This is a genomic window from Mucilaginibacter sp. L196 (genome assembly GCF_009765905.1).
Taxonomy (GTDB): domain Bacteria; phylum Bacteroidota; class Bacteroidia; order Sphingobacteriales; family Sphingobacteriaceae; genus Mucilaginibacter.
In genome coordinates, this window is record NZ_LMUO01000015.1 from 64,252 (window position 1) to 79,302 (window position 15,051).

The following is a 15,051-nucleotide window of genomic DNA, read 5'->3' on the forward strand; positions in this document are numbered from 1 at the left end:
TAATCCCGGTTCCCCCTTATATTATTTCGAAATATCTTTTCAACTCCCAATCGGTAACGCTTTTGGCGAATTGGCGGTGTTCCCACAAACGGGTTTGGGTAAAGTGTTCAACAAATGCTTCGCCGAATAACTCTTTGGCTATTGGCGAGTCTTTCATTAGTATAGCGGCATCGTGCAGGTTTGATGATAGCTTGCCGTTCCTGATATCCTGGTAGCCATTGCCGGTTGTTGGTGGTATAGTTAACGCTAATTTATGTTTAATGCCATATAAACCTGAGGCCAGCGCTGCCGACATAGCTAAATATGGATTAGTATCAGCACCGGGGATGCGTGTTTCCAAACGGGTATAAGCAGCAGAATCATTTAGCACCCGTAATGCGGTTGTTCTATTATCCAGCCCCCATGTTACGGTGGTTGGCGCCCACGCTCCTTCAACCAAACGCTTGTAGCTATTTATGGTTGGCGCATACATGGGTAAAATATAAGGCATGCAATGTAACTGACCTGCTAAATAATGCCTGAACAGATCACTCATTTTATTATCATTATCTGGATTATAAAACAAGTTTTCGGTTTTATCCTTATTCCATAAGCTTTGGTGGATGTGGCCACTACAACCGGGCAACGTCTCCGTCCACTTGGCCATAAATGAAGCCATGATCCCGTGTTTGTAGGCAATTTCTTTTACCGCGGTTTTAAACAACACCGCTTTATCAGCAGCTTGTATCACATGATCGTGCAAAATAGCGGCTTCGTAAACACCCGGGCCGGTTTCAGTATGCAAGCCTTCAATAGGAATATTAAACTGCATCAGCAAATTAAACAGATCGTAGTAAAATTCGCTTTGCTGTGAGATGCGCAGGATTGAATACCCAAACATTCCCGGTGTTAGGGTTTGCAAATGGGTAAAGCTTTTATCCTGTACGGATTGTGGCGTTTCTTTAAAATTGAACCATTCAAACTCCTGTGAAAATTCGGGGTGATAACCCATTGATTCGCATTCTTTGGATATACGCTTTAATAAGCTGCGGGTATCTACCGCAAGGTCGTTACCATCAGCTTTACTGAAATCGGCCAGAAAGAATGGAATATTGTCCTGCCAAGGCACTGTCCTGAATGTCGAAAGGTCTATTCTACATTGCTGATCGGGGTAGCCGGTGTGCCAGCCGGTAACTTTTACATTATCGTAAGTACCATCGCTACTATCCCAGCCAAAAACCACATCGCAAAAGCCGTAGCCATTGCGCATGCCGTCAATAAATTTTTTATGGTGAATTACTTTGCCGCGCAGGATACCATCGGTATCAGCAAAAGCAAATTTTATCTTTTGAATATCGTTCTCTTTTAAATAAGTTATGATCTGGTCTTCGTTCATAGGTTCGGAGATAATTCTGCGGCAAGTTAAGCAACTATTGTAACGGTTGGATAAACATTTTATTCATATGTTAAATGATATATAGCTATACGGTCTATACGCTGTATCAAGTATCTTTGTTTGAGGCTTTAATAATTAATGAAGGAAAATAATAATTATTTATTTGTTTATGGCACTTTACTGAATGAAAGTAATGAATTTGCTATCTACCTAAAGCAAAATTGCAACTATTTTGGTAAAGGCAAACTTAAGGGCAGATTGTATGATCTGGGTGAATACCCTGGTGCTATTCCTGACGAGAATTATCCGGGTTATGTTTATGGAAGCATCTGCGAGCTAAAGAATACTGCCGGGGCTTTGAGATTCCTGGACTATTATGAAGGTTTTGGCGATGACCAGGATCAACCCAATTTATTCATCAGAGAGCTACTAGGGGTTGAAACTAATGGCGGCTTAATAGATTGCTGGGTTTATTTGTATAATTTACCGGTTGAGGATTTTAGGGTGATTGAGTCGGGAGATTATATTGGATATAAAAATCTATAAAACCGACACCATATTACACTACACTTTGTCATTCTGAGCATAGCGAAGAATCTATCCGGCGTAAACTACTTTACAGATTCTTCGCTATGCTTACAAGAATGACAAAGTGAAAATAAAATAATCTACCTAAAACAAAAAATCCTCCGAATCTTTCGATAAGGAGGATTTATATTAGTTATTTAGTTTAATTAAACTTTTGCTGATTTAACAGTTTTGATAATAACCGCAGCTACTTTGTATGGATCGGCAGCTGAGTTAGGGCGACGATCTTCTAGGTAACCGCTCCAGTTATGGTCAACAGTGTATAACGGGATGCGGATTGAAGCACCACGATCAGATACACCATAGCTGAAATCATTTATAGAAGCTGTTTCGTGTTTACCGGTTAAACGCTTATCGTTATCGGCACCGTAAACAGCAACACACTCAGCAACTGCAGGGCGGAAAGATTCACAAATAGCTTCAAATGTTGCTTTGCTGTTTGCAGTACGTAAAATTGTATTTGAGAAATTCGCGTGCATACCGGAGCCATTCCAGTCAAGTGTACCCAATGGTTTGCAATGCCAGTTGATAGAAACGTCATAGCTTTCGCCGATTCTTTCTAACAAATAACGGGCTACCCAGATTTGGTCACCAGCTTCTTTAGCGCCTTTAGCGAAGATCTGGAATTCCCATTGTCCTGCTGCAACTTCAGCATTGATACCTTCAACGTTTAGGCCTGCTTCTAAGCATACGTCTAAGTGTTCTTCAACAATATCGCGACCGAAAGCGTTTTTAGCGCCTACTGAACAATAGTATGGGCCCTGAGGTGCTGGGTAACCATTTGCCGGAAAACCAAGTGGTTTGTTAGTTTCATCATCCCAAAGAAAATATTCCTGCTCAAAACCAAACCAGAAATCATTGTCGTCATCCTGAATTAAAGCACGGCCATTTGATTCATGTGGGGCGCCTTTCGAATCAAGAACCTCACACATTACTAAATAACCATCTTTTCTTTGCGGATCAACACAAATAAACACAGGTTTTAAAACACAATCAGAAGAACCACCTGGTGCTTGCTCGGTTGAAGAACCGTCAAAGCTCCATAAAGGACAATCTTCTAATTTACCACTAAAATCTTTTTCGATTTTTGTTTTGCTACGAAGGCTTTGGGTTGGTTTGTATCCGTCAAGCCAGATGTACTCTAATTTTGCTGCTGCCATTTTTTAGTTATTTATAATAAAGGATTCAAAAAATAGTTTTTTGGAATAGTTAATTCGATTATGAAGGCGAATTTAAATTTTTTTTACAAAAATCATTACAAAAATGTAAAATAATTATATTTTTTTTCAAAAACACCTATTTTATATGATCAAAACAGAAATTCTGGAGCCGATAAAATTTAAACACGCTATTATATTATACATATTCAACCAAATGATTAATAAATTTAACCTAAAGGCTAAATTTCAATTATATAAGCACTTATGTTTATCCATTAATAATGTAACACTTATATAACTTTTATATTTCAATTTAATTACAAAAGCTTTTCAAAAAATCCTTAAAATTGCCCTGATTTTAATTACCGGGTTGGTAATCAATATTAATCTGGTTTCTTTCTCAATTATATAAAACAATACATATGAAAATTACCGTAGTTGGCGCAGGGGCTGTAGGCGCAACTTGCGCAGACAACATCGCAAGAAAAGAATTAGCTGAAGAACTTATTTTGTTAGACATCCGCGAGGGTTTTGCTGAAGGCAAGGCTATCGATATGATGCAAACTTCGGCCCTATTGGGTTTTGATACCAAAATTAAAGGTGTTACTAATGATTATGCTGCAACTGCAGAATCAGAAGTGGTAGTAATTACCTCTGGCTTACCGCGCAAACCGGGTATGACCCGCGAAGAGCTGATCGGCACCAACGCTAATATTGTAAAAAGTGTTACCGAAAATATTTTAAAGCACTCGCCAAATACAATCATCATTGTGGTTTCAAACCCAATGGATACCATGAACTACTTAACCCTGAAAACTTCTGGCTTACCTAAAAACCGTATTTTGGGTATGGGTGGCGCTTTGGATTCAGCAAGGTTTAAATATTACCTAAGCCAGGAATTAGGTTGCTCCCCTGCTGATTTGAACGCGGTTGTTATTGGCGGACACGGTGATACTACCATGATCCCATTAATTAAACATGCTACCTGGAACAGCGTACCGGTAACTCAATTTTTAAGCGCAGAACAACAAGATAAAATTGTTAAGGCTACAATGGTTGGTGGTGCTACATTAACCGGCCTTATTGGTACTTCTGCATGGTATGCACCGGGTGCAGGTACTGCATTTATGGTTGAAGCCATTGTACGTGATCAGAAAAAATTACTTTCATGCGGTGTTGCACTGGATGGTGAGTACGGACAGAAAGACATCTCGTTAGTTGTACCTGTTATTTTAGGTAAAAACGGCTGGGAAAAAATTGTTGACTTTAAACTAAGCGACAGTGAACAAGCTGAATTTAACAAAAGCGCTGACGCTGTTAGAAACATGAACAAAGTACTTAGCGATAGCGGAGTTATTTAATTCTGATAATATCTTTATAAATGGAAACGGCTTCTCAAAAGGAAGCCGTTTTTTTGTTTTAATTTAATTTTAATATAGCATTAACATAAATTATGGTGATGAATCAATTTATTAAAAGAACACTAATTATTCGCTAAACTAAATCCAAATGAAATAGTGTATTGCACACGAGCAGGTTGGCCATTTTGCATGCCGGGAGTCCAAGGTGGTGATAATGACACTACTCTTACAGCTTCATCTTTTATCGTATTACTGGGCCCCCTAAGTGCCTTTACATTACTTAATGTACCATCTTTTTCAACAACAAAGGTAACTATTACTTTTCCTTGTGTTCCGTTTTTTCTGTCAACTGCTGGAAACTTTATAGTCCTTGCTAAATAGGCATTAAATCCGGCAGCTCCACCATCAGCAAATTGTGGCTCATTTTCTACTGCAGTAAATACTCTTTCGCCAAGCGCTTTACTCGGATCAGTTGAAGAAACAACAAATCCTTTATTATATATAGTAACGTATTTTAATGAATCATTAACAATTTCCTTCCATTCACCGTCTTCTAAACTATCCCTTACCATTCCTTCTTCTGTTACTTTATGATCAATATTAAACCTCAACCATTTGCCGTTACCATTCTCGGCTAAAATTTTGCCAGTAGAATCTCTGCATTCAATAAGCAATAGCTGATTTTTTTTATTATAATTTTCGATGGAACATAATTTCCCGTTAGGATAATATGCTATACTGCTACCTTCTAAAACAGGCATTGAAGAAGATGTACTTGATGTACCTGTTAACTTGACTGTACCATCTATATAAAATTCCTTAATGGGATATAATTTCTTGCCTGAACTGCTATCAGCCGGATAAATGAATATAACATCATTTACGTGTTCTTTATCAGTTGGCACCCCTGCTTTATTCCGGAAGTATATAATTGTACCGGGAGGATTATCTTGCTGTGCTTTCGCAGCTTGAAAAAACAATAGGCTTAAAATTAGAAGAGTAAGGTTTTTGGTCATCATATAGATCTAAGACTATAAATTAATTTAGATAAAAGTCAATTGGCACCTGGTAAACCATACTAACGGGATAACCATATCTATACCCAGGTGTCCAAACCGGAGACAGTCGCATTATTCGCAAAGCTTCATCATTTAAGCAAGGCACATCGCCATTTATAAGTTTCAAATTTGAAACAGTTCCATCTGCGTTGACTGTAAATTCAACGCGTATGGTTTTATTTATATTATGCTGTTTAGCAAAGTCAGGGTATACCAAGTTCCTTTTGACAAAGTCACGAAATCCTTGCCACCCCCCATCAAAAATTGGGTCAACAGAAAACTGTTTAAATGGATAACTATGGCCCGACCGAATATAACTTATACCTGATTTAAGTTCGTTTTTATGGTATGTACAAATATATCTTCCACTATCTGCAATTAGTCCGCGCCATTCGCCTTCTCGTTTACCATGCAGTATATCGCCTTCCTCAGATATTGTATTTGAAATATGATTGTAGAACAAAAAATGGCCTTTGCCATTTGACGCCAGCACCCTCCCTAAAGAATCTCTGCATTCTATTAATTCTAAGCCTGCACCCATTCGATAATAACCATCGTCATAATCTATTCTTAAAATACTATACAGTTTTCCATTGGGGTAATAGTTTGTTATGTCGCCTATAGCCCTACCATTTTTATATTGCACAACTGTTTGTCGTTTACCGTTAGGGAAATAGCCTATGCTTGTTCCATCTAATGTTAAATTTGGTGGCCCTGTAAGGGAAGTTGCTACTAATTTTGATTTCCCGTTGGGATAAAATTCAAATACACGGTACAAGTTTTTGTCTACACTTGTATCTGGCGATAGAACCATTCTGATATAGTCCGCGCTATCTTTATTATCTACAATGTGTCCTGTGTACTTTAGATAAGTAAAAACTGTATCAGTATGTGACTGAGCCTGTGTCGTTTGAAAAAACAATAGGCTTAAAATTAGAAGAGTAAGGTTTTTGGTCATATTGGTTACTAAAATACAAATTATGATGAAATTTCATATTGATAACTAAACAAAAAGCTTCCTTATGTGGAAGCCTTTTTGTTATATCGATATTAAAAGAGCTTTATTGAATATCAGCACTCTTCACTTTAAAGTCGACAGGCAAACCAACAAAAGATGTTTTTTGGGTGAAAGGCACTTGAATACCATTTACACTTTTATAATCTGCAAAATCAACGGTTAAAGCCCCTGGTCTGTCAATAACTTCACGCACTTTCAGTCCTGTTTTTTGGTCGTAGTATGATTTTATTTTGATACCGTCAGGCGCTGTGGCTGTAACAACATATACCAAATTATCGCCTACTAGCTGCATTGTTGGTGCAAGTGTTAAACTATAGCCCGGTTTTAAATAATCCAGCTCAGGGAAAAGCTTTTGCTTTTGCTTAACTGCATTTTTATCAACGTTGCTTAGTTGCAGGGCGGTGTTTTTCTCGCTCACCAGTACACTATCACCACTTATAGCCATATGCGAAAAAACAGCATTTTGATACGTAGGTAAAGTAACATCCTGGTTGAATGTGCCAGGTTGTGTATAGGTGCTGGTTCGTACTATTGGTGTGCCTTGTATATCGGTTGTATCAACCAATTTAATAGTTTTAACTGCTTTTATTTTGTCCTGACCACCAATGGCATCCAAATACTTATTAAGCACATCTTTCGGTGTTGTACCTTCAGGTACCGGTAAGCCGCTGAATGAGTTATTATCGGGATTGATGTCAGGCAATTTATGATCAGGATCAATAACAGCAGAAACTATTTTTGATGTTGATTTATAAGCGAATTGCCATTCACCACCACGCTCCCATATTTCGGCAGGTAATTTCACAATACCCGATTTACCGTTTTCTTCTTTTATGGCGATGGTTACCGGCATAGCCATTTCTTCCAGATTTTCGATGGTTATTAATGATCCTTTTGTTGGGTCGTTATCCGTATAATCTATCGCTTTTATTGCCTGATCAAGTTTCCAGGTGGTAAAGAACCATTCGTTCCAAAACCAGCCTAAATCTTCGCCCGCGGCATTATCCATGGTATGGAAAAAGTCCCAAGGCGTAGGGTGTTTAAATGCCCAGCGTTTAATATAAGTTTGAAAAGCATAGTCGAACCTGTCTTCGCCCAGGATCTGCTCACGCAATACAGTTAATGCCAGCGCAGGTTTCTCGTATTCCGACATGCCCGAGAAGCTATCCGGTGTAACATCAGGCAAGGTCATAATAGAATTCGCCTCAGGTGGGAACATACCCTGTGCATTACGCTCTACATCTTGTTTCTGATAATATTCGCCATTGTTAAATACTTTGGTATCTACTTTATTAATAAAGGTGTTAAAGCCTTCATCCATCCATGCAAATTTGCGTTCATTGGAGCCAACGATCATCGGGAACCAGTTATGGCCAAACTCGTGGTTAGTTACTTCCCAAAGCTCGCCTGTTTTTTGGTCTGATCCGCAGAATACAATCCCCGGATATTCCATACCGCTAACCGTACCTGCCACGTTAGTAGCCACCGGATAAGTATAAGGGAACCATTTATTTGAATATAATTCGATAGCTGCTTTTACATATTCTGTTGATCTGCTCCAGGCATTCTGTCTTTTTGATTCAATTGGATAAACCGACTGGGCCAACGCCTTTTTGCCATTTGGCAAATTGATACGCGCGGCATCCCATAAAAAGGCCTTAGATGCCGCCCAGGATACATCGCGGGAATTCTTGCAGAAAAAATGCCAGGTTAATTCGGCTTTATTAGGATGAACATCGCCATTAACCACATCGGTAGAATCCTTTACAAATAAAGTTTTGTCGCTATTTTTAGCCGCGGCCAATTTGCTGATCTCTCCCGGAGTTAATACCTCGGTTGGGTTCAATAATTCACCGGAGCCCACTACCACCAGGTTGGATGGTGCTGTTATGGTAAAATCAAAATTGCCGTAATCCAAGTAAAACTCAGCACCGCCCATGTATGGGATCACGTTCCAGCCGGTAACATCATCATAAACCTCCATGCGTGGGTACCACTCAGCTATTTCATATATCCAGCCATTTTTGGTATGCATACGGCCCATGCGATCGGTACCATATTCAGGTACAGTAAAAGCATATTCTACTTTTATTTGAATTTTGGTGCCGTTTGTGCGCAGGGTATCTTTTAGCCTGATCTGCATGCGGGTATCACTTACTATATAGTCAGCTTTTTCGGCTTTGCCATTTTTGATGACGTATACAGCTTTAATTTCATCGCCATCGGTAAAATTATGCACCGAATTACGTGTCCCCCCTACCGGACTAGTGGCAGTACCGCGGGAATCTTCACGATAAATATTCTGATCCAGCTGCAACCATAGAAAAGCCATTGGGTCGGGGCTGTTGTTGGTGTAGGTGATGGTCGCGCTGCCGCTTACTTTATGCGCAGTGGTATCCAGTGTTACGTTTATTTTGTAGTCGGCACTGTTTTGCCAGTATTTAACGCCTGGCGCGCCGCTTGCGGTACGGTACTCGTTGCCTTTATCATGATAAAAAGTTGGCGTAAAAACCTGGTACTGATCATATTTAGTTACCGGTTCATCGGTATTTTGGGCGTAGCTGTTACGGATGGTAACACACAGCAAAAGCATAACTGCAATTTTGTAATACTTCATGGTCAATTGAAGGTTTATAATTTTAAGAGCAACAAATGTAAAATAATTACCCATAAAATAAGTGATTGTTAGGTTGATAGTACCTGTAATCACTACATTAATGCGGGTAATAAATCAACCGGCGGGGAAATCGCTTTTAAAGTCAATCGCATATTTACCCTATCCTCCTCCTTTCCCTATTCTAGGGAAAGGTATCGCACAAGGCCTGCATGTTATATTTTCGAATATTAAAGCCGTATACAAGGTGCTTGAAATTCTTAAAAGCTATTTCCCTCATCAAACCGAGCAATTAGCTGAGCTTGTAAGCATTTTTTTATATTTTTGCGGATGTGTCGGTATAGTACCCGGCTACATCCCGCGATAAATGGATATATCAGTTGTTGTACCTTTATATAACGAAGTAGAATCATTACCCGAGCTTACCTCATGGATAAGTAGTGTGATGGACGAAAACGGTTATAGTTACGAGATTATTTTGGTTGATGATGGCAGTAAAGACGGATCATGGGAAATGATCCTGAAGCTGCGTGAGAGTAATCCTTACATCAGGGGCATTAAATTCAGGCGTAATTATGGCAAATCCGCTGCTTTAAATACGGGTTTCGAAGCTGTTAAAGGCGAGGTGGTAATTACCATGGATGCCGATTTGCAGGATAGCCCCGATGAAATACCGGCGCTTTACCGAAGAATTACCGAAGATAAATATGATCTGATCTCAGGCTGGAAAGCAAAACGCTACGACCCGATCACTAAAACTATACCTACTAAATTGTTTAATGCGGCTACACGCAAGATGTCGGGCATTGATAATTTGCATGATTTTAACTGTGGCTTGAAAGCATACCGTAAAACCGTTGTAAAAAACATTGAGGTTTACGGCGAAATGCACCGCTACATACCAGTTATAGCCAAATGGGCGGGTTTCAACAAAATTGGTGAGCAGGTAGTTGAGCACCGTGCCCGTAAATATGGTACAACAAAATTCGGCATGAGCCGTTTTGTGAATGGCTTTTTGGATCTGCTGTCTATATTTTTTGTCGGCAAGTTCGGTAAACGCCCGATGCACTTTTTTGGAGCGATGGGTTCAGTTAGTTTTTTTGCTGGTTTGGTTATGACTATATGGCTTATTAGCGATAAATTATATGACATATCTCATCACATAAAATATAGCAGGGATGTAACAGAACAACCACTGTTTTATATCGCGTTGGTAGCCATAATTTTGGGTTCGCAGCTATTTTTAACCGGCTTTGTTGCCGAATTGGTTGCAAGAAGTGCCAGCGAACGTAATAGGTATCAAATAGAGGAAACGATTTAAATTAGATTTGAGATATGAGATTTTAGACATGAGACTTATATCTTGCTTCTTGAAGTTTTCCATTATTCTATCTCAAATCTCACGTCTAAAATCTCACATCTAAATAATGTTTTTTTCCATCATCATTCCTTTATATAACCGCCCGCAGGAAATCAAAGAACTGCTGGAAACCTTAACTCAACAAACCTATAAGGATTTTGAGGTTTTGGTGATTGAGGATGGATCGGTTAATGATGCGGCTGAGGTTGTTAAAACCTTTGAGAATAAACTGAATTTACGATATTTTGTAAAAGCCAACGAAGGCCAGGGATTTACCCGCAACTACGCTTTTGAACGGGCTAAAGGCGATTACTTCATCATATTTGATTCGGATTGCCTGATACCGGCTGATTATTTGCAAATAGTAAATGAGAGCCTGACTACTAATTGGCTTGATGCTTATGGTGGCCCGGATGATGCGCATCCATCTTTTACTCCTACTCAAAAAGCTATTAGTTATTCCATGACCTCCCCTTTTACCACCGGCGGTATCCGCGGAAATAAAAAAGGCATAGGTCAATTTCATCCGCGGAGCTTTAATATGGGTATTTCGCGACACGTATGGGAAAAAGCGGGCGGTTTTATCATTACCCGTTTGGGCGAAGACATTGAGTACAGCATCCGCATACATTCATTAGGTTTTAAGATCGGGTTGATACCGGATGCTAAAGTTTATCACAAACGCCGTACTAACTTTTTACAGTTTTATAAGCAGCTGCACTTTTTTGGCAGGGCGAGGATCAATGTTTATAAATTCTTTCCGCAGGAATTAAAAGCGGTACATTTTTTCCCGGCGATATTCACGTTATTTATTATTTTTACGATAATAAGCAATATCATAAGCTGGCCCATAGCCCGGTTATGTAATATTGTGTTAGCAGTTTTTATTTTGTTGATATTTTTTCACTCGTGGTGGAAAAACAAGTCGGTAAAAATTGCATTTTTGAGCATGATTGCGGCATTTATTCAACTTACCGCTTATGGCTTAGGGTTTATGCAGGATTTTTGGAAACGAATAATATTAAAAAAGTCATAAAAATATATGTACCACGCATTTTCCATTGCTGAAACGATTAAAACTGCATGGAACGTTTTAAAGAAAAATTTCATTCCGCTGGTAGTATATTCTGCTATATCATTATTTATTAATGGCCTGGTAGATTTTTTTAACGCCTTTATTTTTGTCGGGGATGACAGGGTAAGCCAGTTTAGCACCATCATTATTCAAATGATTATCCAGGCCTATCTGGCACTCAGCTTTTACAAGCTGATTCTGACGCTAATGGACAGAGAGTATTACGAATTTGAGTTCAGGGATATTGTGCCATCATTTAAAATGGCATTCAATTTCATTGTAATCGCTTTTGCATACGCGGTTTTAATATCTGTTTTGCTTTTTGTAAACGTATTAATTGAACGGTATATCGCTTATAACGAGACTATACTTGCCACTTTCCGCATCGCGGAGTGTGGTTTCGTATTATATTTACTGCTGCGTTCTATTTTTTGCATCTGCTTTATTGTGGATGATGATTCGTTGCCGATAGAATCATTAAAGCAAAGCTTCGAGATTACAAAAGATAACTTCTTTAAAACGCTTGGCATCTTCTTTATCATTATAGGCGTACTGATAGCCGCATTGATACCTATTTTAATTGTCATCCTGCTATCTGGTATTAACCAAGATACCGGCGAATACATTTGGCGACTGGCATTTTATTGCTGGTTCATCCTCACCTTCCCATTTGTACAAGTAATTATTATGGTTACCTACCGCAAGTTGGTTTATAGTCACCTTGATGTGGATGACGATATTAGTGAAACAATCTAATTATGGGGTTAAAAGCTGCGCTGAGTAAAGTATTTGCCGTGCTGGTTAACCGGCAATTGAATAACATTCGCTACAATGCGGCGGCTCTGCAGGAAAAAACTTTCCAAAAACTCATCAATCAGGCTAAAAATACGGAGTTTGGTAAGGCACATGACTTTGCCAAGATCAGCAGTTATGACGAGTTTAAAAAGCTCGTACCTGTGCGTGATTACGAAGAGCTTCGCCCCTATATTGAGCGTGTAGTCAATGGCGAAGAAAATATTTTATGGCCGGGAAAACCGCTTTATCTAACTAAAACTTCGGGCACTACTTCAGGTGTTAAATATATCCCAATTTCAAAGGAAAGCATGCCTGCGCATATTACCTCAGCACGCAATGCCTTGTTGAGCTACGTACATGAAACCGGGAATGCGGATTTTTTAAATGGTAAGCTCATCTTTTTACAGGGCAGCCCAATTTTAAGTAAAAAAGCAGGAATTGAAACCGGCAGGCTATCGGGCATTGTTGCCCATCATGTGCCGGGGTATCTGCAAAAAAACAGGATGCCCAGTTATGAGATCAATTGCATTGAGGATTGGGAGCAAAAAGTAGATGCTATTGTTGATGAAACCAGTAGTGAAGACATGCGACTGATATCGGGCATACCGCCCTGGTGCCAGATGTATTTCGACAGGCTTTCAGCAAAAAGTGGCGGCAAAAAAATCAGGGAGATATTCCCCAACTTTAAACTGTTTGTATATGGCGGGGTGAATTATGAACCATATCGTGCACGAATAGAAGAAAGTATCGGCTTCGCCATTGATACCATTGAAACTTACCCGGCATCTGAAGGGTTTATCGCTTTCCAGGATTCGCAAAAAGAAAAGGGCTTATTGTTACAAGTTGATTCGGGAATATTTTATGAGTTTATCCCGGTTGATGAGTTTTTTAATGAAAACCCAACCCGCATCAGCTTAAAAGACATCGAACTAAATAAAAATTACGCGCTGATATTAAATACCAATGCTGGTTTGTGGGGATATAGTTTGGGCGATACGGCTAAATTCATCTCGAAAGATCCATATAAGATATTAGTTACCGGGCGAATCAAACATTTTATATCGGCCTTCGGCGAGCATGTGATTGGTGAAGAAGTTGAACATGCTTTGATGAGCGTGGCCAAACAGGAAGGTATAGATGTTGTTGAGTTTACCGTTGCCCCGCAGGTTACCCCACCAGCTGGTGAATTACCGTACCATGAATGGTTTGTAGAATTTGGTACTGAGCCCGCAGATATAAATGCATTCAGACAAAAAGTTGATGAGGCCCTGCAAAAGAAAAATATTTACTACTTTGACCTGATTAAAGGCAATATTCTGCAGCCTTTGGTTATAAGAAGTTTAAAAAAGGATACTTTTATAAACTATATGCGTGCCCAAGGGAAACTTGGCGGGCAAAATAAAGTGCCGAGATTGGCAAACGATAGAAAGATTGCAGACGGATTAAAGGAGTATATTAAAATTGACTGACGTAAAAAACATAGCCATACTGGGCTCTACCGGAAGCATCGGCACACAAGCACTTGATGTTATTAGCGGTAACCCTGATCTTTTCAGGGCGTATGTGATCACTGCACAAAAGAGCGCTGATCTGCTGATCGCGCAGGCGCTGCGGTTTAATCCTGCTTACGCTATTATTTGTGATGAGGATAAATATCAGTATGTAAAAAATGCGCTTGCCGGTACCGAGGTAAAAGTTTTAGCCGGTATTGACTCAATAACAGATATTGTTACGCACCCCGAAATACATATGGTATTGACTGCCATGGTTGGGTTCTCGGGATTGGAGCCTACTATTGCTGCAATTAAAGCTGGCAAAGACATCGCGTTAGCAAATAAAGAAACCCTGGTTGTTGCCGGTGAACTGATAACTGGTTTAGCCAAAGCACACGACGTAAAAATATTACCTGTTGATTCCGAACATTCCGCTATTTTTCAGTGCCTTGCAGGCGAAGACAATAATGCGATTGAGAAGATCATCCTGACTGCTTCGGGCGGCCCATTCAGGGGTAAGAATCTTAATTTCCTGGCTCATGTAATGCGTGAGGATGCATTAAAACATCCAAACTGGGTAATGGGTGCCAAAATCACTATTGATTCGGCCTCGCTGATGAATAAGGGACTTGAAGTGATAGAAGCTAAGTGGTTGTTTGATCTGGAAACCGAGCAAATTGATGTAATCGTTCATCCGCAATCCATCATTCATTCGATGGTACAGTTTGAGGATGGCTCAATCAAAGCGCAAATGGGTTTACCGGATATGAAATTGCCTATTCAGTATGCTTTTACTTACCCCAATAGGTTAAAAAACGATTTTAAGCGCTTTAATTTTACCGACTACCCTAACCTTACTTTTGAAAAAGCTGATAGCAAAACTTTTCGTAACCTTGCAATAGCATTTGAGGCTTTAAAACAAGGCGGCAATATGCCTTGTATAATAAACGCCGCTAACGAAATTGCAGTGAAGGGTTTTTTAGATAATACCATAGGCTTTTTAGCCATGAGCGATATTATTGAAACCTGTATGCAAAAAATCAGTTTTATGAGTAGCCCACTATTGGATGATTATTTGAATACTGATAAAGAAACACGCATATTTGCGCAAAATTTAATAGAAAAAATGCCGTTAAAGGCAGTACATATTTAAT

General features: G+C 39.4%; 12 protein-coding genes. 7 read left to right on the top strand and 5 right to left on the bottom strand.

The features are described 5' to 3' along the window. Positions 1-16: 16 nt before the first annotated feature. Positions 17-1,375: a glutamine synthetase family protein gene (locus GSQ74_RS11280; protein WP_158993276.1), complete on the bottom strand. Its 1,359-nt coding sequence runs from the start codon at positions 1,373-1,375 to the stop codon at positions 17-19. Positions 1,376-1,513: 138 nt separating this feature from the next. On the opposite strand from GSQ74_RS11280, the gene GSQ74_RS11285 reads away from it, so the two are divergent. Further along, positions 1,514-1,921, top strand: a complete 408-nt coding sequence (locus GSQ74_RS11285) for a gamma-glutamylcyclotransferase (RefSeq protein WP_158993278.1) — start codon at positions 1,514-1,516, stop codon at positions 1,919-1,921. 188 nt (positions 1,922-2,109) lie between these two features. Here the strand turns inward: GSQ74_RS11285 and GSQ74_RS11290 are convergent, their stop codons facing one another. Further along, positions 2,110-3,123, bottom strand: coding sequence for a glutamine synthetase beta-grasp domain-containing protein (locus tag GSQ74_RS11290; protein WP_158993280.1), 1,014 nt, complete (start codon positions 3,121-3,123; stop codon positions 2,110-2,112). 422 nt (positions 3,124-3,545) lie between these two features. On the opposite strand from GSQ74_RS11290, the gene mdh reads away from it, so the two are divergent. After that, positions 3,546-4,484, top strand: a complete 939-nt coding sequence (mdh, locus tag GSQ74_RS11295; protein ID WP_158993282.1) for a malate dehydrogenase — start codon at positions 3,546-3,548, stop codon at positions 4,482-4,484. A 122-nt stretch (positions 4,485-4,606) separates the two neighbouring features. Here the strand turns inward: mdh and GSQ74_RS11300 are convergent, their stop codons facing one another. From GSQ74_RS11300 to GSQ74_RS11310, 3 genes are all read right to left on the bottom strand, one after another. Beyond that, a complete protein-coding gene (locus GSQ74_RS11300) occupies positions 4,607-5,464 on the bottom strand; it encodes an energy transducer TonB (RefSeq protein ID WP_158993284.1) in 858 nt (285 codons plus the stop codon). A gap of 58 nt (positions 5,465-5,522) precedes the next feature. After that, positions 5,523-6,500, bottom strand: a complete 978-nt coding sequence (locus GSQ74_RS11305) for an energy transducer TonB (RefSeq protein ID WP_158993286.1) — start codon at positions 6,498-6,500, stop codon at positions 5,523-5,525. Between the two features lie 103 nt (positions 6,501-6,603). Continuing rightward, entirely contained in the window at positions 6,604-9,177 is a 2,574-nt protein-coding gene (locus GSQ74_RS11310; RefSeq protein WP_158993288.1) for a M1 family metallopeptidase, read from the bottom strand. Between the two features lie 364 nt (positions 9,178-9,541). Between GSQ74_RS11310 and GSQ74_RS11315 the strand changes: the two genes are divergently transcribed. From GSQ74_RS11315 to GSQ74_RS11335, 5 genes are all read left to right on the top strand, one after another. Continuing rightward, positions 9,542-10,495: a glycosyltransferase family 2 protein gene (locus tag GSQ74_RS11315; protein WP_158993290.1), complete on the top strand. Its 954-nt coding sequence runs from the start codon at positions 9,542-9,544 to the stop codon at positions 10,493-10,495. Between the two features lie 106 nt (positions 10,496-10,601). Next, positions 10,602-11,570 carry a glycosyltransferase family 2 protein gene (locus GSQ74_RS11320; RefSeq protein WP_158993291.1) on the top strand — a complete coding sequence of 323 codons (969 nt, stop codon included), beginning with the start codon at positions 10,602-10,604 and terminating at the stop codon, positions 11,568-11,570. A 6-nt stretch (positions 11,571-11,576) separates the two neighbouring features. Then, the gene (locus GSQ74_RS11325) at positions 11,577-12,365 is read left to right on the top strand and encodes a hypothetical protein (protein WP_158993293.1); all 789 of its coding nucleotides are present in this window, start codon (positions 11,577-11,579) and stop codon (positions 12,363-12,365) included. 2 nt (positions 12,366-12,367) lie between these two features. Next, entirely contained in the window at positions 12,368-13,873 is a 1,506-nt protein-coding gene (locus tag GSQ74_RS11330) for a GH3 auxin-responsive promoter family protein (RefSeq protein ID WP_158993295.1), read from the top strand. Next, the gene (locus GSQ74_RS11335) at positions 13,866-15,050 is read left to right on the top strand and encodes a 1-deoxy-D-xylulose-5-phosphate reductoisomerase (protein ID WP_158993297.1); all 1,185 of its coding nucleotides are present in this window, start codon (positions 13,866-13,868) and stop codon (positions 15,048-15,050) included. The genes GSQ74_RS11330 and GSQ74_RS11335 overlap by 8 nt, the downstream gene beginning before the upstream one ends. The last annotated feature ends 1 nt before the right edge of the window (position 15,051 follow it).